Source organism: Synechococcus sp. MIT2312 (genome assembly GCF_059772315.1).
In genome coordinates, this window is record NZ_CM186281.1 from 2,053,648 (window position 1) to 2,077,058 (window position 23,411).

At 57.1% G+C, this 23,411-nt stretch carries 24 protein-coding genes and 1 pseudogene; 9 read left to right on the plus strand and 16 right to left on the minus strand.

Going from position 1 to position 23,411, the window contains the following annotated elements:
• Positions 1-214 precede the first annotated feature (214 nt).
• Positions 215-1,306 (minus strand): carbamoyl-phosphate synthase, encoded by a 1,092-nt coding sequence (locus AC6EI9_RS11300; protein WP_498467852.1) that lies wholly within the window; start codon positions 1,304-1,306, stop codon positions 215-217.
• An 81-nt stretch (positions 1,307-1,387) separates the two neighbouring features.
• Between AC6EI9_RS11300 and AC6EI9_RS11305 the strand changes: the two are divergent.
• Positions 1,388-1,498 (plus strand): annotated as a pseudogene (locus AC6EI9_RS11305) (DUF3104 domain-containing protein); the annotation flags it as partial.
• A gap of 88 nt (positions 1,499-1,586) precedes the next feature.
• Here the strand turns inward: AC6EI9_RS11305 and AC6EI9_RS11310 are convergent.
• Together AC6EI9_RS11310 and AC6EI9_RS11315 are read right to left on the minus strand one after the other, a co-directional pair.
• The gene (locus AC6EI9_RS11310; RefSeq protein ID WP_498467853.1) at positions 1,587-2,708 is read right to left on the minus strand and encodes a carbamoyl-phosphate synthase; all 1,122 of its coding nucleotides are present in this window, start codon (positions 2,706-2,708) and stop codon (positions 1,587-1,589) included.
• Between the two features lie 119 nt (positions 2,709-2,827).
• Positions 2,828-4,525 (minus strand): protein adenylyltransferase SelO, encoded by a 1,698-nt coding sequence (locus tag AC6EI9_RS11315; protein WP_498467854.1) that lies wholly within the window; start codon positions 4,523-4,525, stop codon positions 2,828-2,830.
• Positions 4,526-4,584: 59 nt separating this feature from the next.
• On the opposite strand from AC6EI9_RS11315, the gene AC6EI9_RS11320 reads away from it, so the two are divergent.
• Positions 4,585-5,712 (plus strand): pyridoxal phosphate-dependent aminotransferase, encoded by a 1,128-nt coding sequence (locus tag AC6EI9_RS11320; RefSeq protein ID WP_498467855.1) that lies wholly within the window; start codon positions 4,585-4,587, stop codon positions 5,710-5,712.
• Positions 5,713-5,720: 8 nt separating this feature from the next.
• Here the strand turns inward: AC6EI9_RS11320 and AC6EI9_RS11325 are convergent, their stop codons facing one another.
• The 6 genes from AC6EI9_RS11325 to prfB all read right to left on the minus strand — a co-directional run bounded on the left by AC6EI9_RS11325 (position 5,721) and on the right by prfB (position 9,478).
• Entirely contained in the window at positions 5,721-6,464 is a 744-nt protein-coding gene (locus AC6EI9_RS11325) for an MBL fold metallo-hydrolase (protein WP_498467856.1), read from the minus strand.
• Positions 6,465-6,490: 26 nt separating this feature from the next.
• Entirely contained in the window at positions 6,491-7,099 is a 609-nt protein-coding gene (locus tag AC6EI9_RS11330; RefSeq protein ID WP_498467857.1) for an anthranilate synthase component II, read from the minus strand.
• Between the two features lie 3 nt (positions 7,100-7,102).
• Entirely contained in the window at positions 7,103-7,576 is a 474-nt protein-coding gene (locus AC6EI9_RS11335) for a diacylglycerol kinase family protein (protein WP_498467858.1), read from the minus strand.
• Positions 7,554-8,150, minus strand: coding sequence for an rRNA maturation RNase YbeY (gene ybeY / locus AC6EI9_RS11340; protein ID WP_498467859.1), 597 nt, complete (start codon positions 8,148-8,150; stop codon positions 7,554-7,556). Before ybeY ends, AC6EI9_RS11335 begins: the two co-directional genes overlap by 23 nt.
• The gene (locus AC6EI9_RS11345; RefSeq protein ID WP_067096167.1) at positions 8,147-8,347 is read right to left on the minus strand and encodes a DUF3285 domain-containing protein; all 201 of its coding nucleotides are present in this window, start codon (positions 8,345-8,347) and stop codon (positions 8,147-8,149) included. Before AC6EI9_RS11345 ends, ybeY begins: the two co-directional genes overlap by 4 nt.
• A 2-nt stretch (positions 8,348-8,349) precedes the next feature.
• Positions 8,350-9,478, minus strand: a protein-coding gene (prfB, locus tag AC6EI9_RS11350; RefSeq protein ID WP_186989575.1) for a peptide chain release factor 2 whose coding sequence is annotated in 2 segments (ribosomal slippage) — positions 8,350-9,402 and positions 9,404-9,478 — 1,128 coding nt in all. Because the reading frame shifts where the segments join, the coding sequence is not laid out codon by codon here.
• 132 nt (positions 9,479-9,610) lie between these two features.
• Between prfB and grxC the strand changes: the two genes are divergently transcribed.
• Genes grxC through AC6EI9_RS11365 form a run of 3 tightly spaced genes read left to right on the plus strand, consistent with a single transcriptional unit; the run spans position 9,611 to position 12,856 of the window.
• Complete coding sequence (grxC, locus tag AC6EI9_RS11355) at positions 9,611-9,865, plus strand: glutaredoxin 3 (RefSeq protein ID WP_498470043.1); 255 nt, start codon at positions 9,611-9,613, stop codon at positions 9,863-9,865.
• Between the two features lie 23 nt (positions 9,866-9,888).
• Positions 9,889-10,812 carry a glutathione synthase gene (gshB, locus tag AC6EI9_RS11360; protein ID WP_498467860.1) on the plus strand — a complete coding sequence of 308 codons (924 nt, stop codon included), beginning with the start codon at positions 9,889-9,891 and terminating at the stop codon, positions 10,810-10,812.
• Positions 10,813-10,831: 19 nt separating this feature from the next.
• A complete protein-coding gene (locus AC6EI9_RS11365) occupies positions 10,832-12,856 on the plus strand; it encodes a S9 family peptidase (RefSeq protein ID WP_498467861.1) in 2,025 nt (674 codons plus the stop codon).
• Here AC6EI9_RS11365 and AC6EI9_RS11370 read toward each other — a convergent pair.
• On the minus strand, positions 12,842-14,248 hold the full coding sequence (locus AC6EI9_RS11370) for an isochorismate synthase (RefSeq protein WP_498467862.1): 1,407 nt from the start codon (positions 14,246-14,248) through the stop codon (positions 12,842-12,844). The genes AC6EI9_RS11365 and AC6EI9_RS11370 overlap by 15 nt on opposite strands.
• 69 nt (positions 14,249-14,317) lie before the next feature.
• On the opposite strand from AC6EI9_RS11370, the gene menA reads away from it, so the two are divergent.
• The 3 genes from menA to AC6EI9_RS11385 are packed head-to-tail and all read left to right on the plus strand — an operon-like array spanning position 14,318 to position 17,530.
• Positions 14,318-15,283, plus strand: coding sequence for a 2-carboxy-1,4-naphthoquinone phytyltransferase (menA, locus tag AC6EI9_RS11375; RefSeq protein ID WP_498467863.1), 966 nt, complete (start codon positions 14,318-14,320; stop codon positions 15,281-15,283).
• A 4-nt stretch (positions 15,284-15,287) separates the two neighbouring features.
• Positions 15,288-16,265, plus strand: coding sequence for an o-succinylbenzoate synthase (gene menC, locus AC6EI9_RS11380; RefSeq protein WP_498467864.1), 978 nt, complete (start codon positions 15,288-15,290; stop codon positions 16,263-16,265).
• The gene (locus AC6EI9_RS11385; RefSeq protein ID WP_498467865.1) at positions 16,265-17,530 is read left to right on the plus strand and encodes an AMP-binding protein; all 1,266 of its coding nucleotides are present in this window, start codon (positions 16,265-16,267) and stop codon (positions 17,528-17,530) included. The genes menC and AC6EI9_RS11385 overlap by 1 nt, the downstream gene beginning before the upstream one ends.
• A 9-nt stretch (positions 17,531-17,539) precedes the next feature.
• Here AC6EI9_RS11385 and AC6EI9_RS11390 read toward each other — a convergent pair whose 3' ends face one another.
• A complete protein-coding gene (locus tag AC6EI9_RS11390; RefSeq protein ID WP_498467866.1) occupies positions 17,540-17,749 on the minus strand; it encodes a hypothetical protein in 210 nt (69 codons plus the stop codon).
• A gap of 254 nt (positions 17,750-18,003) precedes the next feature.
• Between AC6EI9_RS11390 and AC6EI9_RS11395 the strand changes: the two genes are divergently transcribed.
• On the plus strand, positions 18,004-18,690 hold the full coding sequence (locus AC6EI9_RS11395) for a phycobilisome rod-core linker polypeptide (protein WP_498467867.1): 687 nt from the start codon (positions 18,004-18,006) through the stop codon (positions 18,688-18,690).
• Positions 18,691-18,694: 4 nt separating this feature from the next.
• On the opposite strand, the gene AC6EI9_RS11400 is transcribed toward AC6EI9_RS11395, so the two are convergent.
• The 5 genes from AC6EI9_RS11400 to AC6EI9_RS11420 all read right to left on the minus strand — a co-directional run bounded on the left by AC6EI9_RS11400 (position 18,695) and on the right by AC6EI9_RS11420 (position 23,407).
• Positions 18,695-19,087 carry a ferredoxin gene (locus AC6EI9_RS11400; RefSeq protein WP_186989558.1) on the minus strand — a complete coding sequence of 131 codons (393 nt, stop codon included), beginning with the start codon at positions 19,085-19,087 and terminating at the stop codon, positions 18,695-18,697.
• Between the two features lie 145 nt (positions 19,088-19,232).
• Positions 19,233-19,367, minus strand: a complete 135-nt coding sequence (locus AC6EI9_RS11405; protein ID WP_186992221.1) for a photosystem II protein Y — start codon at positions 19,365-19,367, stop codon at positions 19,233-19,235.
• Between the two features lie 196 nt (positions 19,368-19,563).
• Complete coding sequence (locus tag AC6EI9_RS11410; RefSeq protein WP_498467868.1) at positions 19,564-20,016, minus strand: acyl-CoA thioesterase; 453 nt, start codon at positions 20,014-20,016, stop codon at positions 19,564-19,566.
• 146 nt (positions 20,017-20,162) lie between these two features.
• Complete coding sequence (locus tag AC6EI9_RS11415) at positions 20,163-22,049, minus strand: Vgb family protein (RefSeq protein ID WP_498467869.1); 1,887 nt, start codon at positions 22,047-22,049, stop codon at positions 20,163-20,165.
• A gap of 173 nt (positions 22,050-22,222) precedes the next feature.
• The gene (locus AC6EI9_RS11420) at positions 22,223-23,407 is read right to left on the minus strand and encodes an NAD(P)H-quinone oxidoreductase subunit H (protein WP_067096192.1); all 1,185 of its coding nucleotides are present in this window, start codon (positions 23,405-23,407) and stop codon (positions 22,223-22,225) included.
• Between the last annotated feature and the right edge of the window lie 4 nt (positions 23,408-23,411).

A 23,411-nucleotide genomic window follows, 5' to 3' on the forward strand; every position in this document is an offset into this window, starting at 1 on the left:
CAGATGAAATAGTCATCAGCCTCTGATAATGCAAGGTTTGTGGCGTGATGCTGCTAGCTGAAGGAGTATTGCCAGGAGTTGCTAATTGATTGCAGTCTTGATTAGCACTTAAGCCCCGGCTATCACTGCTCAACTGAGCTCTATCGTGCCAGGTATTGATAGGCTAATTTTAAGACTCTTGATAGTATTCTTGGGAGTACTAGACTTTATGAGTTTACCTGTACGCGTAAGTCCAGAAAGTTCTTGTTATGGTACGGCCAAGGTGTGGGGAGAAGTATCTCTTTTTCGTGCAATTATATGTTCTTTGTTTGGCGAATGGTGTTATAAAATTATGTATTATCTTGCCAGGAGTATGGCAGTGACTCCTTTTAATAATCTTGTCATGAACGCGAACATTTCTGTTTTTAATCTTTTCAGATAAGGCTTGAATGGTTGGCTTTTGCCATGCTTTTTTCTTCGTTTCTGCAGCTGTATTATTGCTACCAAAGCGATACTCTATGTTGCCCGAAACTCTGGTTTCAAATGCTTCGTCATAGGAAATATTGATGCCAGCAGTTAAACCATCAGCGATCTGATAATCCAGCTCCACCTGCACGCCAGAACCATCTGCTTCTCCTAGATCACCGCTTTGGTAGTAGTAGCCAACAGAGGCATTGAGATTAGGGGTGATGAAATAACCAACATCCAGGCCATAGGTATCAAGCGCCCCGCCGAGATAACGGCTATTGAGGCGCTGCTCTGTATCACCAACAGGAATCAAGGCATAGGCATTGAAGTTCCATGTATCCGATACAGCTTCTAATCCTGCTGCGATTTGCTGGAAGAAAGCACTTTCCTTGTTGTAGAGGGTGACACCTGAATCAGCATTACCTGTATTCATCGGCCGGCTGTCGTAACCAGCATTCACCCCGAACATCCAGCTGCGATCACCATTCAGCCAGCGGTAGCCCAGTCGAGTGGAGGTGCTGATCGTTGTGCCAGCAACCTCGGTGTTGATGATGCTGCTGGTGCCGCCGTAATCAGCAAAGTTGGCGTTGAGCAGCACATCAGCAAAGAAGACGCTGTTCTCGCCAACAGCAATTGGCAGAAACCCACCGATACCTGCCTGGTTAGGAGTTCCTGCTCCTTGCAGTGCGCCTTGAAAACCCCAGTTGAATTTGACTGCATCCTTGAGGTTGATCTCCATCACCCCGAGATCTTCTGCGCTGCCTGTCTCTTGAGCAGCAGCAGACAGCAGAGCGCCATGAGAGAGAGCCAGTGCGGCAACACCGCTAAGCGATAGCGAAAGGTGCAGTGAATTCTGCATTGAGCTCAACGCCTAATTGCTCGGCACATTGCCCTGCTTTGACTGCTGATGCGAGCTGTAGTAGGCAGTTTCGGCTTTGCTGCCCGTGATCCAAAGATCCACAACCTGTTCCAGATCGCCGACGTGGATTCAGGTGTGATCCGCTGGGTCAATTCTGATCTGGTGACGCACAACTTGCCAAGGACCGAATGAATAGATCACCCCAATGGGGGATGCATCGATATTCGCGATATAGGAAAGTTGAACTTATGGGGGTGTTTTAATATTTCTTTCTACTTGTTCACGGCCTTGGGATGTAGTCCCAACCTATCCAGTCAGACAAATGTGGTCCCAAGGCGGGTGCGTCATAGTATCCATTGCAATGAACATATATCGGCCCGTAACTCGAGCCTGCAATTTTATCAACACTCACTGCAATCGGATTAGCTCTTTTATATCTCCGATCCGTTGGTGTGAAGCAGTATCTAGCTGCTGCATCATGAACGCGGATATTCCTGTGTTTGATGCTTTCGGATAAAGCCTGAATGGTTGGCTTTTGCCATGCTTTTTTCTTGGTTTCTGCAGCTGAACTATTGCTACCAAAGCGATATTCAATGTTGCCTGAAACTCTGGTTTCAAACGCTTCGTCATAGGAAACATTGATGCCAGCGGTTAAACCATCAGCGATCTGATAATCCAGCGCGACCTGTGCACCAGAACCATCTCCTATGCCTAGATCACCACTTTGGTAGTAGTAACCTACAGAGGCATTGAGTGCAGGGGTAATGAAATAACCAACATCCAGGCCATAGGTATCAAGTGCCCCGCCGAGATAAAGCCTGTTAAGGCGTTGCTCTGTATCACCAACAGGAATTAAGGCATAGGCATTGAAGTGCCAGGTATCGGATACGGCTTCTAAACCTGCTGCGACCTGCTGAAAGAAGGCACTTTCCTCGTTATAGATCGTGATGCCTGAATCAACATTGCCTGTATTCATCGGCCTGCTGTCGTAACCAGCATTCACCCCGTACATCCAGCTGCGGTCGTTATTCAGCCAGCGATAACCAAGCCTTGATGAGGTGCTGATCGTTGTGCCAGCAACCTCTGTATTGACGATGCTGCTGTTCCCGCCGTAATCAGCAAAGTTGGCGTTGAGCAGCACATCAGCAAAGAAGACGCTGTTCTCGCCAACCGACAGAGGCAGGAACCCACCAAGGCCTACTTGGTTCGGTGTGCCTGCGCCCTGGAGTGCGCCTTGAAAACCCCAGTTGAACTTGACTGCATCCTTGAGGTTGATCTCCATCACCCCGAGATCTTCTGCGCTGCCTGCTTCTTGAGCAACAGCCGGCAGCAAAACACCATTGGAGAGTGCCAGTGCGGCAACACCGCTCAGCGATAGCGAAAAGTGCAGGGAATTCTGCATTGAGCTCAACGCCTAATTGTTCGGCACATTGCCCTGCTTTGACTGCTGATGCGAGCTGTAGTAGGCAGTTTCGGCTTTGCTGCTGTTCAGCTTCTGATGACTATCTTCATCGTTCTGGCTTAAGACGAGCAGCTGTAGTGGGAGATGCCTCCGGCGCCGAAGAACTCCCGTGGTTTCAGTTGGTCGTAGCGAGCGGCGAGTTCGGGTGAGAGCGGTTCGTAGGGGTTGCGGAACACTGTCTGAAGTTCGTGCACCAGGCTGTAGTCACCGCGAGCCGCCTGCTCATAGGCCGGTGCAATCAGCCATTCGCGCCAGGTGATGGCGGGATTGGTGCGTTGCATGGAAGCGGCGATCTGTTCGGGCTCTCCGCTGCCGCTGAGCTGTTGGTGCCAACGCGTCAGCCAGGCGTTCCATTGCTCCTCGAGCTGTGCATCGCCGGGCACGTAGAAACTCCGCTTCAGCGGTGTGATCTCCCTCGGCAGTGATGCCAGTTCACGGAAAACAAGCGTGTAATCCGCCTTCGACGCCACCATCAGCTGCAGTAGATCGCCGATCAGCTTCGCAGCAACGCTGACCAGGCCGAGCTTGCGAGCCCACATGGCCTCCAGTTCGGCCTGCATGGCACCGCTGAACGACTCATGCAGCGCGTCGAGTTCGGCCGTTTCGGCTGGGTGATCCTTCAGCAGCGTTTTGAGCGCTGACCAGAACATCCGGTAGTTGGTTTCAGCAGCTTTGGGTTGATTGAAAAAGGAAAAATGAATCCCGCCGCCGGTCCAGGGTTGAAAGCGCGGGTCGAACAGTTCGCAGAAGCCGAAGGGTCCGTAGTCGAGGGTGTAGCCGCCGGCGGCGCAGTTGTCGCTGTTGAAGTTGCCCTGGCAGTAGCCCACGCGCATCCAGTGGCACACCAGGTTGATTAAGCGCTCCCGGAACAGCCGCGCCAGCTGCACCACCTGCGCTGGGAACGGCAGGGAGTGATCAATCTCCTCGCGGTAGTTCCGCTCGATCAGATGCTGCACGATCATCTGCAGCTCCCGATGGGCTTTAGGGTGAGCTTCGCGACGGGCGCGTCGTGCGAACAGCTCCAGCTGACCCACCCGAAGAAAGGATGGAGCCACGCGCGTGGTGATCGCGGCTGGATTGTCGATCAGGATGTCGGGGTCCATCGACGGTGAGTTGCCCGAGTACCAGGGTCGACGCACATTCTCGTCGTGGGAGACGTAGAGCGTCAGGGAGCGAGACGTAGGAACCCCCAGGGCATGCATGAACTCCTGGGCCAGAAATTCGCGCACGCTGGAGCGCAGCACGGCCCGTCCATCGGCACCTCGGCAATAGGGCGTCGGTCCACCGCCCTTCAGCTGCATCTCCCAGCGACGTCCTTGGAAGAGACCTTCGAACACGGAAATGGCCCGACCGTCGCCGTAGCCGTTGCCATTGCCGAAGGGACATTGCTGATCGTATTCGGTGCCGTAGATCGACAGGGCATAGCCAGTGGCCCAGCCATACGGTCGCATCGGCTCGCGACTCACGCTGATGTCGCCGGAGAACAATCGCCGGAAGCCGTCATCCTCTGCCAACTGATCACTGAGTCCCAGCTCTTTGAACAGCTCGTTGCTGTGTGCCACGTACTGCGGTGCCGGCAGAGGTGTTGGTGTCACCGGCACGTAGTGCCCAGATCGCACCTGACGCACCTGGTGATCGTGTCCATTGGCTGTGGCTTCGGGATCGGGTGTGAGTTGGCTCAGCAAGGAGTAATCGACGTGTTCCGCGAACGTGGTGAAGGTGTCGGTTGAGGAGGATGCGCTCGAGCTGGCTGGCATCAGGCCGGTGACTTCAGTGTTCCCATCATCGGCACGATTGCCACGACTGTTGGGATGAGATGGATGTCGATAGCTTGATGGCCATGACCGCACCCACTCCCTCGCCATCAGCCCGCCCTGACGTGGAGCGCCTCAAGGGTTACAGCGCGCCTCTGGAGGGTCGCCGGGGCCTGCTGCGGTTGGACTTCAACGAGAACACGATTGGCCCCAGCCCTGCTGTTGCTGAGGCGCTGCGGGCTTTTCCGGCTGATCAGATTGCGGTCTATCCCGAGTACGACGGACTGCGGGAGGCGGTAATCCGCAATCTGCAGGCTTCACCCGCTGGCTTGGCGCATGAACTGTTGCCGCAGCAGGTGGGGCTGTTCAACGGGGTGGATGCTGCGATTCATGCGGTGATTCACGCTTATGGAGCAGCGGGCGACACCCTGCTCACCACCAGTCCCACTTTTGGTTACTACGCCCCTTGCGCCGGGATGCAGGGGATGGTTGTCGAAGCAGTGCCCCATGTGCTGCCAGGTTTTCGCTTTCCGTTGCAGCAGATCCGCGACGCCCTCGAGCGCCGACCACAGATTCTGATGCTCTGCAATCCCAACAATCCCACCGGTACGCGCTTGCCGGTGGAGCATGTGCTGCAGTTGGCGGCTTCCGCCCCCGACACGCTCGTGGTGGTGGATGAGCTCTATGAGGCTTTCACGGGGGACAGCGTGTTGCCGACGGTCGATTTCGGGCTGCATTCCAATCTGTTGGTGCTGCGTTCCCTCGCCAAGACGTCCGGACTGGCGGGGTTGCGCATCGGTTTTGCGTTCGGGCATGCCGATGTAGTCGATCGGGTCTGCCGGGTGACCGGTCCTTACGACGTGAACAGCTTCGCGGTGACAGCGGCGTTCGCGGCTCTGGGCGATCAGGATTACACCGACCGCTATGTGGCTGAGGTGTTACGCGCGCGTAACTATTTAGTCACTGAAATGACACGTTCTGGTGTCAATTTCCATTGCGACGGAGGGAACTATCTCCTGGTCTGGCCTCGTTCCCCCGCTCAGCAGGTGGAGCAGCAATTGAGGGATGCCGGGATCCTGGTGCGCTCCATGGCCGGCAAGCCACAGATCGACGGATCTCTGCGCGTGAGCATCGGCACCCAGGCGCAGATGCAGAGGTTCTGGGAGTGTTACCGAACGCTTGAGCACTGAGCGGACACTCAGCGCATCACCTCGATCACTGTGCTGTCGTTCAGGTTGCCAGGCAGCGAGAGGCTGGGTCCTGTCTGGCGTACCTGTGTTCCGCTCATCGCATCCAGAAAGGGTTGGACCCCACCCTGGTCGCAGCCGCTCGGAGCCTCTCCATTCACGTATTGCACTGGGATGACCCGGCGTGGATTCAGTTGCCTCACCAGTTCGGCCGCTTCATCGCCGTCGTACACCTTTCCTCCACCGCCAACGCCGATGATCAGCACATCAGGGCGACCCAGCAGCACCCTGTCCTCGCCGCTGAGCGGGGCGGCTGTTCCTCCCAGATGGGCAAAGTTCAAGCCTCCCTGCTGCCAGCGCCAGATCGTGGCGTTGCCGAAACGACGTCCTCCCATGCGGTCATGCGGAGCGGAAAATCCCTCCAGGTCCATGCCGCCAACGCGATAGGAACCCGGTTTGGAGAGGTAGGTTCCACCACCGATCCGTGCACCTTCATCCGGGAGTTCGGAGCTGGCGAGGGTCACGTTGGCGCTGACGCGCGGTTCGGCGAGTCCCGCGGCGCAGCCCACGGCCCGGAAGGGGTTGACCAGCACCGACTGGCCGCCGCCACGAATCAGCAGAGCACTGTGCCCATAACTGGTGATTGAGACACCTGCCGCCTGCACGGCGCTGCCGCTGATTCCGCTCAGGATGGCGGATGCGGTCAGGAAAGCGATGGCCCGCCCAGGACCCTGGCTTTTCAGGAAAATGGTCATGGGGGAATGCCTGCTGGCACAGGAAGCTAGCAGTGCTGAATGCGTCCTTCAGCCACGCGTAGGAAGTTGGCCAGCAGCTTGTGACCTGCCTCCGTCAGCACGCTTTCTGGATGGAACTGCACTCCCTGGAGATGGTGATGCTCTCGATGACGCAGCCCCATCACGGTGTCGTCCTCCAGCCATGCAGTGACTTCAAGGCAGTCTGGAAGACTGCTGCGATCAGCGATCAAGCTGTGATAGCGGGTGGCGGTGAGGGGCTGGGGCAGTCCCGAGAAGACGCCGTCACCGCGATGCAGCACCGGGGAGGTTTTGCCATGCATCAGTTGTGTGGCCCGCACGACCTTGCCTCCGTAGGCCTGAGCCAGAGCCTGATGGCCCAGGCAGACACCCAGGGTGGGGATCTTGGGTGATAACTCCTTCAGCACATCCAGACAGACCCCCGCTTGATCAGGATCTCCGGGTCCAGGCGACAACAGGATGGCATCGGGACTGAGGTCGCGGATCTGGGCAACGCTGAGCGCATCATTGCGCTCCACGCGCAGATCCTCGGCTAGAGGGTGCTGAGCTGCTAACTCCCCGAAATACTGCACCAGGTTGAAGGTGAAGCTGTCGTAGTTGTCGATGACAAGCAGCATCGCTTAGAGCCCGAGGCGAAGGATCAGTGGCGGAAGCACCAGCAGCAGAGCAATCACCAGAGAACTGAGGGCTGCCACCAGAACCGCTGCCGCTGCGCAGTCCTTGGCGACTTTGGCCAGAGGGTGGAAGCGTCGCCCGATGGCCAGATCCACCACAGATTCGATGGCGGTATTGAGCAGCTCCAGCACCAGCACGGCCGCAACGGTCAGCACCAGCACGGCCAGCTGGATCGGCGGCAGCCCCAGCCACAGGCCCAGAGAGAACACGACGCTGCCGATCCCCAGGTGGATGCGGAAGTTGCGTTGGCTGATGAAGCCGTAACCCAGTCCCTGAGCCGCGTAGCGGAAGCTGGACGGCAGGTCGCCAGCAATTTTCCAGGCTCCTCTGTGGGCAGCGTGGTGGGCACGTCGGGTACTGCGCTGGCTGATCTCCTCGCTCAACGGAGCTCCATCGTCAGGGGTCCGGAGTGATTTCATCTGCTGATTCACAGTTGATCTCACCGTGGGATTGAACGATACCGGCCATGGCAACCAGTTGCTCCTGGCATTGCAGCATCGCTTCCAGCTGCGAATCATCGGGATGATCCCATCCCAGCAGATGCAGCAGCCCGTGGCTCACCAGCCAGCAGAGCTCACGCTCCAGACTGTGCTCCTGTTCGAGAGCCTGACGCTCTGCAGTTGGGACCGACACGATGATGTCTCCCAGCTCAACGCTGGGACTGCCGTCAGGGGGCATGTCCGCTTCCAGGGCTGAGAAGGACAACACATCGGTGGCCCTGGGCTTGTCTCTCCAGCGTCCGTTCAAAGCAGCGATCTCAGCATCATCAACAAACTGCAGACCGAGACAAATTTCCTCGCAGTCCCTCAATTGCCTGGGAGTGGTGTCGCCACCAGCGCTGATCAGGTGTTGCAGCCAGAGATCCAGGGTTGCTGCCCAGGTGTCTCCCTGGCTGAGACGCTGATGGGCTTCCGTTCCTTCTGCGGCCTGGATCAGCTGCTGTTCCGCGGGGGTGAAGGCCAGATCGATGGCAAAAGCCCTTGCGCTGCTCACTGGGGCAGGGTTGGACGTCCCAGCCAGGCGACCACAAGGATGAAGCCGATGAACCCTGCGGCCGTGAGTCCGAGATGAAACAGGCTCTTGCTGCCCTTGCGCACCATGTTGCGCATGGCCTGCTTCACGAAGCTGGGCGGTGGCGTGGTCGGGGTGCTGTCGGTCGAAGTCTCGATGCCGTCGGCCTTTGAGCTCATGGTCAGCTGTCCTCATCCTGTCCGGGGCTGTCGACACCCTGGCGCAGCAGCGCCTGGATGAAGGGGTCGAGGTCGCCGTTCATCACGCCCTGCACATCGTTGGTTTCCTCCTGGGTGCGCAGGTCTTTGACCATCTGATACGGGTGAAAGACATAGTTGCGGATCTGATTGCCCCAGGCGGCCTCCACGATGTCGCCTCGAATGTCGGCGATCTCTGCGGCCCTCTGCTCCTGGGCGATCACCAGCAGCTTGGCCTTGAGCTGGGCCATGGCTTTCTCCTTGTTCTGCAGCTGGGAGCGCTCCTGGGTGCAGCGCACAGCCAGTCCTGTGGGCACGTGCAGGATGCGCACGGCGGTTTCCACCTTGTTGACGTTCTGGCCACCGGCTCCGCCCGAGCGGCTGGTGGTGACCTCCAGGTCTTTCTCGGGAATATCGAGCTCGACTTCCTCCTCGAGCTTCGGCATCACCTCGATGCCTGTGAAACTGGTCTGACGCTTGTCGTTGGCGTTGAAGGGAGAGATGCGCACCAGGCGATGGGTGCCTTTCTCATTGCGCAGGTACCCATAGGCGTAGCGCCCTTCGATTTCGATCGTGGCGCTCTTGATGCCTGCTTCCTCGCCCTCGCTCAGCTCATTCACCGTGACTTTCATGTCGTGGTCTTCAGCCCAGCGGGTGTACATGCGCAGCAGCATTTGGGCCCAGTCCTGAGCATCCGTGCCGCCGGCTCCGGCATTGATCGAGAGCACGGCTCCTTCTTTGTCGTACTCACCGCTGAGCAGGCGCTCCAGTTCCCATCGATCGAGATCCTTGCGCAGTTGATCCAGGCCCCCCTGGGCCTCGGCAAGCATGTCGTCATCGGGCTCCAGGTCATAGAGCTCGAGCGTGGCCTGGGCATCGGAGACAGCGCCCTGCCAGGTCGTTAACTGCAGCAGCTGTGCCTTCACCTCATCGAGGCGACGCATTTGCTTCTGAGCGTTCTGCTGGTCATCCCAGAAGTCAGGCTGGGCAGCAAGTTGCTCAAGGTCTTGTTGTCTGGCGTTCAGTGCAGGAACGTCAAAGACAGTCCTGGGCATTGCCCAGGCGATCAGTGAGCTCGGAGAGGTCGCGCTTGAAGTCGGTGAGGTCGAGCAACGGTGTGCGTTGAACGGATTTCGCGACCTTATCAGTGCGGAATCTCGGTTCTTCCCGCGCGGGATGCTCAGGTCACCCGCCGTTTGCAGGCTGAGCGCCTGCATAAGATCGATGTCCCGTCATGAGGGCTCCATGCCGAGCGTCGAGATTTACACCTGGCGTACGTGCCCTTTCTGCATCAGAGCCAAGCAGCTGTTGGATCGCAAGGGCGTCACTTACTCCGAATTTTCCGTTGATGGTGATGAGCCGGCTCGCGATGCCATGGCGGCCCGAGGAGATGGCCGCCGCAGCGTTCCTCAGATCTTCATCAACGACCAACACATCGGTGGTTGTGATGAACTGCATGCTCTCGAGCGGGCCGGTGAACTTGACGCGCTGCTCACCTGAGTTCTCTGACCCGACCGCTGCTCATGCGTCACCTGTTTGTGCTCGATCCGCTGGATCGGATTAATCCCGCCAAGGATTCCACTGCTGCGCTGATGCAGGCTGCCGCCAGATCCGAGCTGGAGGTCTGGGCGTGCACACCGGCTGACCTGATCGCGCTGGGTGATGAACCTCTGGCGATGGCCATGCCGGTTCAGCCCGAGCCCTGGATCACTGCCGGCGAGCGTGAACGGCTGCCGCTGACCACGTTCCAGGTGATCTGGATGCGTAAGGACCCTCCGGTGGATGAGGCCTATCTCTACGCCACCCATCTTCTCGATGTCGCAGAACGGGCAGGGGTTCGTGTTCTCAACCGCCCCGACTCGCTGCGCACTTGGAATGAAAAGCTTGGCGCTCTGCGTTTCAGTCGCTGGATGGCCCCCACCCTGGTCTCCGGCCGGGTGAGTGAGCTGAAGTCGTTTGCTCAAGCCCACAGCGAGATCGTGCTCAAACCCCTGGGAGGTCGTGCCGGTTTGGGAGTGATCCGGGTCTCGTCCCAGGCTCCTGGGCTCAAGGCTCTTCTGGAACTGGTCACAGAACAGGAACGTCTTCCCGTGATGGCTCAGTGTTTTCTCCCTTCTGTGAGCGAGGGCGACAAGCGCATCCTGTTGGTGGATGGTGAGCCGCTGGGCGCCATCAATCGGCGGCCAGCCGCTGGAGAATTCCGCAGCAATCTGGCGGTTGGTGGTCAAGCGGAAGCGACGGAACTCAGTGAGCGGGAACGCCAGATCTGTGCAGCCCTGGCGCCTGCTCTGAGGGCCGAAGGCTTGTTTTTTGTGGGCATCGATGTGATCGGCGGCATGCTGAGCGAGATCAACGTCACCAGCCCCACAGGTGTCCGTGAGGTGGAACGACTGATGAATCAGCCCCTTGCTGATCAGGTGATCGCGCGTCTGCGCGCCCTGCTTTGAGCGTTCAATATTGGGTCTGATGAGCAGGAAAGGTTTGCTGAAAAGAGCTCTGCGTTGGGGAACAGCTCTGTTGGTGGGTCTGGCGGGAGGCCTGACCATCTCCGGTCAAGCGATGGATGCCAGCTCCATACCACCGCTGATTCCGCGTGAGGTGTTGTTCGGCAACCCGGAGATTGCTGGGGTTCAACTCAGCCCTGATGGCACCCGCATCGCCTACCTCGCTCCTTACCGAGGAGTCCTCAACCTCTGGGTGCGTGATCTGGATGGGCGTGAAAAGCCCCGTCTGCTGACTCGCAAGACTGATCGACCGCAACAGGCTGCCGAATGGACGGCCGATGGGCGCTTTCTGATCTCTGGAAGAGATGCACAAGGGGACGAAAACACTGTGCTGGTCCGAATTGACCCCAGCACAGGAGAGACGGTTGATCTCACGCCACCATCTGGTGTCTTGGCGATTGTCACTGCCTCAGACCGCGATGTGCCGGGCGAATTGGTGGTTGGCCTCAATGATCGTGATCCTCGCTATCACGATCTTTATGTGCTCGATATTGCAAGTGGAGAGCGCACACTGCTTTATCAAGTTGATGACGGTCGACCCGTCGGAGTGGATCGCCTTGACGGTGAGTGGCATCCCTACCTGCGCACCGAAGCATTGGCCAATGGCGGCCAGGCCTATGAGCTTCGCTTGCCTGGTGAGAAGCAGTGGCGCCCCTTTCTCAAATTCGATTTTGAAGATGCTCGCTTGTCTGGGCCAGCAGGGTTCACCCGTGATGGTCAGTGGCTGTATGGGCAACTGAGCACGGGAGAAGACAAACCTCGCCTTGTGCGTTGGAGTCGTCAGGAGCTGGAGCGCTGCACGACCGACTGTCGTTTTGAAGTCGTGCACCGTGCATCGAGTGGATCGCTAGGCATTGCGTTGAGTCAGATCGAGACTGGCGAACCCTCGGTGCTGGTCGAAGCGGATCTGCGCAGTCAGCGTTTCGTTTTGGATCCTTCGCTGCGCCCTGATTACGACGCCTTGGAACGTTTGGCGGGCTCCAACGAGTTCTCGGTGATCGATCGCGACAGGAAGGATCGGATCTGGCTGGTTGTGGTCGCTTCCGATCGTCAGGGTGAGCAAATCTGGCTGTGGGATCGGGATCGCCTTCAGCATCAATTGTTGTTTTCAGTTCAGCCAAGACTGGACGATTACGCCCTGGCGTCGATGGAAAGCCTCGACCTCAAGGCCAGGGATGGCCGGCGGCTTCCGGCGTATCTAACGCGAAGTGCCCTCGCCAGTGATGGGCCGCAACCTCTTGTGCTCGTCGTGCATGGTGGGCCTCAGGCCAGAGATTATTGGGGTTTAGATCGCACCCATCAGTGGCTTGCCAATCGGGGCTATCACGTGATGAGTGTGAACTATCGCGGCAGCACTGGTTTCGGAAAGGCGCACCTGCTGGCAGGAGAAGGTGAGTGGTACGGCCGGATGCAGGATGATCTTGTTGATGCCGTTCGCTGGGCTGTGGATCAGGGCATTGCTGATCCCGACAAGCTGGTGATCAAGGGTGGGTCCTATGGCGGCTATGCCGCTTTGGCGGGATTGACGAGGGATCCAACATTATTTGCCGCAGCGGTTTCAGAAGTCGGACCCTCCAATCTCCGCACATTGTTGGCATCAATTCCTCCTTATTGGGAAGCCGTTCGCATCAATTTTGAACGCATGATTGGTGTTGGCAGTGTGGACCTCGATGCCATTTCTCCGATCAATCATGTGGATCAGATTCAACGCCCTCTTCTTTTGGGTCACGGAGCCAATGATCCGCGGGTCAGCTTGGAGGAGAGTGAGTCCATCGCCGCTGCAATGACGGCTCGCGAACTGCCAATTGATTTTGTTGTATTTCCTGATGAGGGGCATGGCTGGGCCAATCCCCGTAATGCTTTGGCCTGGGCAGCGCTAGAGGAGCACTTTCTCCATCACCACATCGGCGGGCGCGTGGAGCCTTTCGGTGATGTGCTCGAGCAGTCGTCAATGGATTGGCGACTGCGCTCCTTACCGACCCCCTGACACCAGATCCAGCTGATCAGCGAGGACGGTGAGCTTGAGCCCCACCTCCTGCAGTTCACGTTCGGCCACCGAGCCGCGCACCAGTCCGGCGCCGGCCGTGAGGTCGAGCTGGGTGCCGCGGGCATGGCCGCAGCGGATGGCAACGCGCAGTTCCGCATCCCCAGCGCTGTCGATCCAGCCGATCGGTGCTGCATAGCCATCGCGATCGAATGGCTCAAGGCTGCGCAACCAGCTCATGGCCTCGCGTCTGGGCAGGCCTGCCACAGCCGGAGTGGGATGGAGCACGCCAGCCAGCGCGAGAGGCGATTGGCCAGGAGCCGGAGTCGTGATGGGAGTATGCAGATGGATGAGTTGGCCATGTCTGGCCAGTTGTGGACTGCGCGGACGCCGTGGCTGCAGTCCCTGGGCGCTGAGATGCTCGGTGATGGCCTGCACCACCAGCTCATGCTCGCGCCGGTCTTTGTCGGAGTTGAGCAGCGAGGTGGCGTGGTCGTTGCGTCCGGCAGTGCCGGCAAGCGCATCGCAACGCAGCTGCCCATTGCGCAAGCTCAGCAGTCGTTCAGGTGAAGCGCCGAAGAAGCTGTCCTGCTGGTTGCGCTGCCAGAGGAACCGGCAGCTGCCTGCTTGTTGGTGGCGCAGTCGTTTCAGCAACAGCAAGGGGTCCAGAGGTGAGGTCAGGCTCACCGAGTGACGTACGGCCAGCACCAGCTTGTGCAGTTCACCGCCGTTCACCAGTTCCAGGCCTCTCTGAAGCGCCGTGGTGTAGCGCCGTTCCCAGTCGCCGGGCGTGATCCTGCCGCTCAGATTGCCTGAGCGCTGGCCTGGCCAGCTCCTCCAAGACAGCAGCTTCTCTGCCATCAGCCAGAGCGACTCCGCGAGTGAACGCACATCACTCGCCTGTTGCGCGATGCCGTGCAGACGCAGCCAGCCGTGCCGTCCATGACGACTGAGTTGCCAGCGAGGCAGAACGGCCTGAACCGAGGGCATGCTGCCCTGGGGCTGGAGTTCTCCGCTCTGCTCGAAGAAGGAGAAGGCCAGCAGGATGCGGGAGCGGGCCTGCGCCGGTGCTTCAGGCGTGCCCTCGAGGATGCGGCCGAGCGTGATGTCACTGAAACGCTGAGCCAGTTCGAATCGACGGGGACCTGACAGCTCAAGGTGATGGCAGCGGCCGGCTGCTGCAAGACAAAGGCCTGGTGCGCCATCCCAGAGAAAACGGAATGGGTCGGCATCCTCGAGATCAGCGAGCTGCAACAGTGGATCCAGGCCCCGCAGTGGTATCGCCAAGCCCAAAACTCCGTCATCCATCCGGCGCTGATCCCACACGCGCATGGCACCCTCCAGCAGGTCGCTGAAGTGCACCGCAGGTGAACTGTCGTGGGGCGCGGCCGACATCTTGACGGCAGGACGAAGGATTACTGCTCAAATGTATGAGTCTTGAAGAGGGCTCCACGAGTCCAGTCCATGCCAGATCAACAGGCTGTTGCAACCCTTCACTCCCGCGGCGATGACCGACGGCGTCTCTGGAAGGCAGCGATCAAGTGGCCGATGTACTCCGTGGCAGTGATGCCCATGCTGCTTGCGGCCGGATGGCGCCTGGGTTCAGGTTTGCCGGTGCGCTGGGTCCAGGGATTCGTTTTTCTGTTGGCAGCAGTGCTGCTGCTGATCTGGGAGAACCTCAGCAATGACCTTTTTGATGCTGAGACCGGCGTCGATGACCAGGGCAAGCCCCATTCGGTCGTGGCGCTGGTCGGTCGGCCCCGTCCTGTTCAGCAGCTGGCCACGCTTGCTCTGCTGATGGGACTGGTGCTGATGCTGTGGATTGCACTCAGGAGCACTCTTGCAGTGCTGGTGCTGGTGTTGGTGAGCTGTGGTCTCGGCTATCTCTACCAGGGACCTCCCTTCCGTCTCGGCTACAAGGGCCTGGGTGAACCGTTGTGTTGGCTCGCCTTTGGTCCTTTCGCCACTGCAGCCGCGTTGTTGGTCGTCTCCCCTTCAACGGATGTTGTGCCATGGGACACCGCTCTGGTCCTCGGCTCCGGCCCTGCTCTGGCGACAACGCTGGTGCTGTTCTGCTCGCACTTTCATCAGGTTGAGCAGGATGCGGCGCATGGCAAGCAGTCTCCGGTCGTGCGCCTGGGTACTGCGCGGGCAGCGTCCTTGGTTCCATGGTTCGTTGCAGGGACCCTCGCTCTGGAATGGGCTCCTGTGCTGCATGGCGACTGGCCACTCACTGCTCTTTTGGGAGCCATTGGCTTGCCGGCGGCCTCCTCATTGATCCGCTTGCTTCGCACGCATCATCATGAGCCTGAACGGATCGCAGGCAGCAAGTTTCTGGCGTTGCGATTTCAGGCTCTGAATGGCCTCGGCCTGAGCATCGGTCTGGGCCTGGGTCCATGGTTTGGCTCCCCTGTTCTGCTGCAGGGTTGAGTCCATGACGCTGCAACTGGCGATCCGCTCCTACGCCTATTCCCTGTCGCGTCCGCTGCGGACCGCTTCAGGGGCTTGGCAGCAGCGGGAGGGTTGGTTGTTGCGTCTGGCCTGTGCGATCTCCGGCCGGGTGGGCTGGGGCGAGGTGGCTCCGCTGGATCCAGAACATCGTCTTGTCTGTGCGCGGGCTTTAACGCGATGGCAGAACTCCGGGCATGTGGAGTGCGAGCGGGAGCAGCTCGAAGCGCTGCTGCCGACGCTGCCGGCTGAAGTTGGCTTTGCGCTCGGTGCTTCGTTGGCGGAGCTGGATGGTGTGGTTCAGGCCTGGCTCCCTGCCCCGAGTTCGGCCTGTCTGCTGCCCGCTGGACCGGCCATGTTGCCGATGCTGGACCAACTGCTGGCGACTCATCCAGTGGGTGAGTCCCTCACTGTGAAGTGGAAGGTGGCAGCGACCGACTTGGATCAGGAATGGCTGTTGTTCTCCAGGCTTCTGGAACGGCTGCCGCCCGAGGCTCGTCTCCGTCTGGACGCCAATGCCGGCTGGGATCGGACTGAGGCGGATCGATGGGCTGGAGTTCTGGAGGGCGATCCCCGTTTGGACTGGCTGGAGCAGCCACTGGCAGTGGACGATCTGCGAGGCCTGCAGGATTTGGCAAAGCGGATTCCTGTCGCCCTGGATGAGTCGCTGCTGAAGCATCCGGCTCTGCGGGAGCAATGGCAGGGTTGGCAGGTGCGGCGACCCCTGCTGGAGGGAGATCCGAGACTCCTGCTGCACCAGTTGCAGGAAGGTCGGCCGCGGCTGATGCTCAGCACCGTTTTCGAAACCGGTATCGGCTTTCGCTGGCTGGCGCTGATGGCAGGGCTGCAGCAGCGAGGCCCGACTCCTGTGGCGCCAGGACTGGCTCCAGGTTGGTGCCCTGAAAGCCGCCTGTTCAGCTCTGACCCTGAGCAGGTGTGGGCTGCGGCTGCGCTGGGCTGCTGATGAGCCGTTTGAGGGATCTGCACTGTGACCCTGCCCAGCCTGGTGAGGCTGCTGCGACTCTCGAGGCAGGCCTGGCCGATGGCGCTTGGGTGCGTCTGCTCCCTTCAGGAGTTCAGCCGGAGTGCCAAGTTCTGGATGTTGATGGCATTGATTGGCCTCCTGGGCCAGGGGTGGTGTTGTCAACGGGTGGCAGCAGCGGTGGACGACAGCTCTGTCTTCATCCCTTGTCGAATCTGGACCGCTCGGCCCAGGCCTGCGGGTCGTGGCTGCAGACGATTGGTTTGGAGCCAGCCTCAACTCTGATTTGGAATCCTCTGCCGTTTCAGCATGTGAGCGGTCTGATGCCTTGGTGGCGTGCCCGCCAGTGGGGCGCAGATCACGCCTGGATCTCCCCCTCCTTGATCAAACAGCCGGCTTCGCTTCTCAAACAAAGCCTTCAGCATCCCGGCTGGCAACGGCGTCCAATGCTGCTCTCGCTGGTGCCCACTCAGCTGCGGCGTTTGCTGGCTGATCCCTGTGGTTGCTCCTGGTTGGGTGAGATGGCGGTGATCTGGGTTGGTGGTGCTGCCTTGCCAACCGATCTGGCCGATCAATCGCGCGACTTGGGCATCAGGCTTGCCCCCTGTTACGGCGCGACGGAGACAGCGGCGATGGTGACGGCCCAGGCGCCGCTTGATTTTCTGGTGGGAGAAGCTGGTTGTGGACGACCCTTGGATGGTGTGCGTCTGCGACTGAATCAGCAGGGATCTCTGGCGGTGCACTGCGACCGCCTGGGTGTGGCCAGGCTTGATGGCACGGGCGGCCTCCGTGCACTGTCGGACGCCAATGGTTGGTGGCATTCCGCTGATCTGGCGGCACTTGAGGGCTCTTCGACGGATCCCCAGCTGCATCTTTTGGGACGAATCGACGATGCCATCCATTCAGGTGGGGTCACGGTGTTTCCCTCACAGCTTGAGCAGAGGCTTCTGAGCGAAGCCCGCAAGCAAGGGCTACCGCTCGATGCCGTGCTGTTGCTGGGGTTGGCCAATCGTGAATGGGGTGAACGACTGGTGGCTCTTGTTCGCTGGTCGTCTGCTGATGTGTCCTCGGATGGTTTCGACCGCTTACGTCGTTTGGTGACCGAATGGCCTGCACCGGAACGCCCTCTGCATTGGATTCAGTGCCAGGAACTGGAATGCTCTGCTTCAGGGAAGTGGGAGCGTGCGCGTTGGCAAAACTGGTTGAGTGCACATCAATCAGCTCAGTCGTTAACTCAGTCCCCCTGAATGTGTGGCTCAGTGATGCATTGTCTGCTCAATCGTTTCGCTTTGAATATCACTTTCGGGGTAGATCGGTTGCATTTTATTCACTGGCAACTGCCGCATGCCTGATCTGGTTTGAAGCGACGACGCGCTCATCACATGACTTGTGGATTTGTCTGTTGAGCCATTTGATTTTGTGGTGGCAATGACCCAGATCCGGACTATGACCCTGGCAGTCGCCATGCGCTGATGCCTCGGACCTTTTCTCTGCTGATGGGTCCAGCACAAAAATCGCAAAAGGGACACGTTCTCTTTGCCACAGATGCTCGTATCAAATTAATTCCACGCCCCTGGAATGATGCCTGAATTGTGAATTAGTTTGCGGTTTCTCCCCCTGGCATATCGACAAACTCTTAGGGTAATTTTCTGAGTTTTGCTGGGTTTCTTCGTTGCCGGTTCCCCTTCGGCCCTTTCGGCCTACCTCTCAAAACATACGTGTGAGCACAATCGCTGCTCCCTCAATTGAAGGGGATGTTGTTGATAACGCTGGTGATGTGATTAATCGCTGTTATCGCCAGATTTATTTTCATGCAATGAGTAGCGATAGGGATCGCTATCTCGAGTCTCAACTTAGAAACGGTTCAATCACGGTCAGAGATTTTATTCGTGGTCTGTTGCTGTCAGACCGTTTCATGCGCGGTTATGTGTCATGTAGCAATAACTATCGACTTGTCGAGCAGGTCATCGGTAGAGCTTTAGGGCGCAAGGTACGAGACAACAGCGAAAAATTAACTTACTCGATTGTTATCGCTGAGAAAGGATTTGAGTCTTTTGTTGATCTCGTCCTCAATAGTGAGGAGTACATGCAGAGGTTTGGTTACGACACCGTGCCACTGGAGATCTCAAGAGTTTTGCCTGGGCGTGCCGTTGGAGAGGCTCCTGTTTATCAGGAATTTCCTCGATATTCTTATGATTGGCAGGAAAAGTTGATTTCAAACGACATGATGATGTCGATTGAAGATCATCTGAATTTCGGGCCGACCAAGTCGTTTGCTGAGAAAGTGTTGTATGAACGTCCTTCAGATAAAGCGTTCCGATACATCATTCCGTCTTTTGTGATCCTTTCCGGTTTAATTGTTGTTGGGATCGTAAAAGTCTTTACAAGTATTTTTGTTGTCGGTTGATTGCTTAATAAGCAGCTCTGATCATTGCTTCCTTTTTCTTTTCAATCAATTCCTCGAAGCTAATCCAGTGAATGCAATCCACGGGGCAGGTGTCGATTGCTTCGTTAATCACCATTGTTGAATCGCCGTCCTGGCGAATTGCTCGACACTTACCAGTGTCTTCGTCCATCAGAAAGGTGTTCGTTGCCACGTGAGCGCAGTATCGACATCCGACGCAGACTTTTTCATCGACCCAGATTGCTTGCAATCTCAGTTCGCCACCAAGACAAGGCTCTAAACCTGATGGTGACGTGATGTTATGAGACGGTGCGGTAAAAGCAGCCGTAGTTTCAAAGGTCGTTTCAAACCTTGTTTCAACGTCTGAAGGTGCTGTAAATGCCGCAGAGGTGTCAAACATCGTATCTGTGCTATTTCACTTCCGAACTGAGAAACTAAAAAATCTATTCTCAATGAAGAGGCTTGAAATATTCACAATGCTGAGGAAGAACTTCAATGATTAAGGGGTGATGAATGGTTTGTTGCTATAGAGATGTTGAATTTTTTTAGGAGGTTTGATTGGTTTTGTATTGCTTGATCGCATTCTGAAGCTGGCCGATTGCAGCTCTGCCAATGTTGTAACCGGCCCAGCTCAGGGCAAGAAGAATTGGCAGCGCAACGATCAGGATTCTCAAATCCATCGGGATTAAGAAAATGACCCACAAATTAGCTTTGGTGCAAAGTTTTTCAGTGTTCTTTGACGGCTGCACGCGTTGCAGATGGCTGATTTGTGCGCCGATTCTTGAACTTGCCGATGTCGCAATTGTGTCGCCATCGGCCTCGGGGGTCTGTCAAGCCTCGCTCTGAGATGAGCAAGAGCTTTGTTCGGTGCATGGCTCAGAGTTCTCTGATCTGCCCGATCTGTGCAGCCTCAAGCCAGAGGGAGATGGCCTCTGGTATCGGGCAACGTCGGCGTGTTGCCACCTCAATGGCCATGTGTCTGATCAAGCCATGGGCAACTTCCTGGTCGTTGCAGAGAAATTGACTGTGAACCTCAAAACATCCCTGATCAATCCGTTCTGGATTCAGTCTCACGAGCAGTTGGTCTCCACCATGCACAGCTTTTCTGAAGCTGGCGCTGCAGTGCACCACTGGGAGCGCAGTGTTAGGAAAGCGTTCCTGGTCACGACATCCAGGGAAAACCGTTTTAGCTTCAACTCCAAAGAGCTCCAGGCTCTCTTCCCATGCCTCATGGCACCAGCGCAACAGCTGATGAAAATGCATCACGCCGGCAGCATCGGTGTCGCCGAAACGCACTGTTCTGGTGAGGTTGAGCCAGGTTGGCGACATCATCAAGGGTGTTGAGATCACAGAACCGCACTGTCACCTTGGCATCAGTGCATCACTAACCCAAAGGCTCAGCCGGAGTGAACATCTGCGTCTGAACTGGCCAGTGATCACATGATGGCGATGTGACCTCGATCCGATGAAGATCATCAGACCAGAGATTGAGGCGTTGTAGTCCAGAACAGTGGTGCCACTGGGCCAATGAGTGGCGTCTTCACTGGGTCTGCAAGGCCAATGGCCTGAAACACACTGTTCTGGCCATAGAGGTCAGCTTTTTCGTTGTAATTGTTTGCGACCCAGACATTCCCAGCACTATCCACTTCCAGTCCTGTTGGACGCATGATGTTGCCGTCAAAGTCATATCCACCCTCGGGTGAGAGTGCTGTGCCTGGTTCATGACCGTAATGTGAATCGACGCTGGATCCATTCAGCACGGAAATGGATAAATCTTCAAAGTTGGCGACGTAGACATTGTCCGCGCCGTCAAGGTTGAGGCCCCAAGGGCCCGAATTCTTTGATGCATTGATGGAAAATGTTTCCACTTCTCCGGTGATCGGGTCGATTTTGCATACGGTTCTGGAGTTATAGATAGGAGGCCCACCGTTGTTGGCGACCCAGATACTCCCATCCGATGCGGTCGCAATTCCGAAGGGAACATTCAGGTCTTTGGACTCAATTGTTTGAATCAGTCTGATTCCATCCTTTGAGTCGAAGCTGAAGTGGCCAATCCCTCCTTGGCCACGGCGACCACCACTTCTGTAGCTCACCCAGGCATCCCCAGAGGCATCAATGGCAATATCGAAAGGTGATGTCAGCTCAGGATGTTGGAAGCTATCAAATTTCTTCGGTTTGCCATTTTCATAAACCACAATTTTGCTTGGCGTTGCAGCGGTATCTCTGAAGCTGGCGATCCAAATGTTGCCCTCTTGATCGCTGGTCACACCCTGCACGCCGAGCAGCTCGCCTTCGGTGTAACCACCGGATGGCTTTCGGGGTGCACGACGTGATCGATTCGGTGAAAGTGCTTCGCCTTCTTTTGAGAAGAGCGACACACTGTTCCCATTGCCGCGCAGGGGAACTTGCGAGGCTCCGAAGCCGAAATTGCCAATCCATACCTGACCTTCGGGGTCAATGCCGATCCCGAATCCTGCGCCATAAAGGCCACCGCCTTGCAAAGGTTCTCCTCCGACCAATTCCCCGCTGGGTTGCAATCGAGGCAATGTGGTGCCCGGAAGGGGGGGTGTCAACTTGGATCCAGGTTTGAAGTTGTTGGCAACCCAGAGATCACCAAGGCTGTCAATTGCAATATTTCCTGGTCCAAAAAAGACGGACTCTGATTCATCGGTTGCTCCAAAATGTTCAAAATAAAGAAGCCAGGAGTCGCGTTGGGAAATACTCCCGCTGTCTGCGGGATAAATGGCTGGTGCGGACTCAGCTAGTTCAAAGAGTTGCCTCGCATTGTTTGCAGGGCTTTGTCCGATTGATATGAGGGCTTCGAGATTGGTTTGGTTCGATGGTCTTTTGATTGAAGATGTGAGGTTTAAAAGTATCTTTCTGAATGCAGGACTGGAGATTGCTTCTGCATTGAGATTAGCCAGTAAATTAAGCCGCTCAGCAGTGGCAGTATTGTTGAGCGCCACTTGAGCGATGGTTCCATTTGGATTGACCAGGTTCTTGTAGGTCATCCAGCCTGAGCGAAGTGAGGGCTTGTTGCCGCTCAGCTCCTCTCCATTGATGAATCGATTGAATGTATAGGCGCTCGCAGCGGTGGATAGGTCATTGATTGTCAGCCCCTGAGTGTCGCTGCTCTGCAGCAGCCCCAGGAGTTTGTTGAGGCCATCTGAAGCTAAAATGTAATACGTATTCTTGGGTGAAATGTTGACTCCATTGAACTCAAACAGGCCTCCTGAATTGCTCGATGTTGATGCAATTAGTTTCGGTTTCTTGAGCAGGGTTTCTGAGATTTCATAAAGTTTGACGTCTCTGCTCTTGAATCCCTGGCCGCCTGAAATTAAATGCCCTTTGAGTGTCGGCATCTTGGGCTAAAACTATTATTTTTTCAGGTTAATGGCATTGTAAATATGCATTGAATCTTTTACCTTTTTTTTATTTTGCTTGGCTTGTCTGGTTTCCCCGAGACATCTCTTTCGGTTGGGTGCCTGCAGATCTGTGTTTTAGTCAGCATCCATGGCGAGAGGCTGAGAATGAATCAGCGATCGACTGAGCCCATGATCACGTCGATGGAGCCAAGGATCGCCATGATGTCGGCGACTTTGTGTCCCTTGAGGATGTGAGGGAGGATTTGCAGATTGTTGCTGTCTGCTGCACGAATCTTGAAGCGCCATGGTGTCACATCGTTGTTCCCTTGAATGAACACTCCGATTTCGCCTTTCCCTGATTCCAGTCGCGTGTAGAGCTCGCCATTGGGAATCTTGAACGTGGGCGCCACCTTCTTGGCCACGTACTGGTAGTCAAAACCGGCGAAATCGCTGTCCTTGCCCTCAGCCATGCGTTTGGCCTCCAGGTTTTCCGTTGGACCGCCAGGGATCATGTCGCAGGCCTGGCGAAGAATCTTGAGGGACTGGCGCATTTCTTCGACACGGACCCTGTAACGGGCGAAGCAGTCGCCCTCTTTCTCCCAGACCACATCCCAGTCGAAGTCGTCGTAGCACTCGTAATGGTCAACCTTGCGCAGGTCCCACGGCACTCCTGAGGCCCTCAGCATCGGGCCGGAAAGGCTCCAGTTGATGGCTTCTTCCCTGCCGATCACTCCCAGACCCTCGATCCGCCGACGGAAGATCGGATTGTTGGTGATCAGTTTTTCGTATTCATCGATCTTGGGGCCGAACCAGTCGCAGAAATCACGACATTTTTCCAGCCATCCCCAAGGCAGATCTGCTGCCACACCTCCAATGCGGAAGTAATTGTTGTTGATCAGGCGTTGACCGGTGGCCGCCTCCCAGAGGTCGTAGATCATCTCCCGCTCTCGGAAAATGTAGAAAAACGGCGTCTGAGCGCCGACGTCAGCGAGGAAGGGCCCAAGCCAGAGCAGATGATTGGCGATGCGGTTGAGTTCCAGCATCAACACTCGGATGTAACTGGCCCGCTTCGGAACAGGAATATTCGCCAGCCTTTCAGGGGCGTTCACGACGATCGCTTCGTAAAACATGCCCGCCGCGTAATCCATACGGCTGACGTAGGGCACGAACATGACGTTCGTTCGGTTTTCGGCGATTTTCTCCATGCCGCGATGGAGGTAACCGATGACCGGCTCGCAATCGAGGACATCCTCTCCATCGAGAGTCACCACAAGGCGCAACACCCCGTGCATCGAGGGGTGATGGGGGCCGAAGTTGACCACCATCGGCTCCGTGCGCGTTTCCATCTGCGTCATGGGG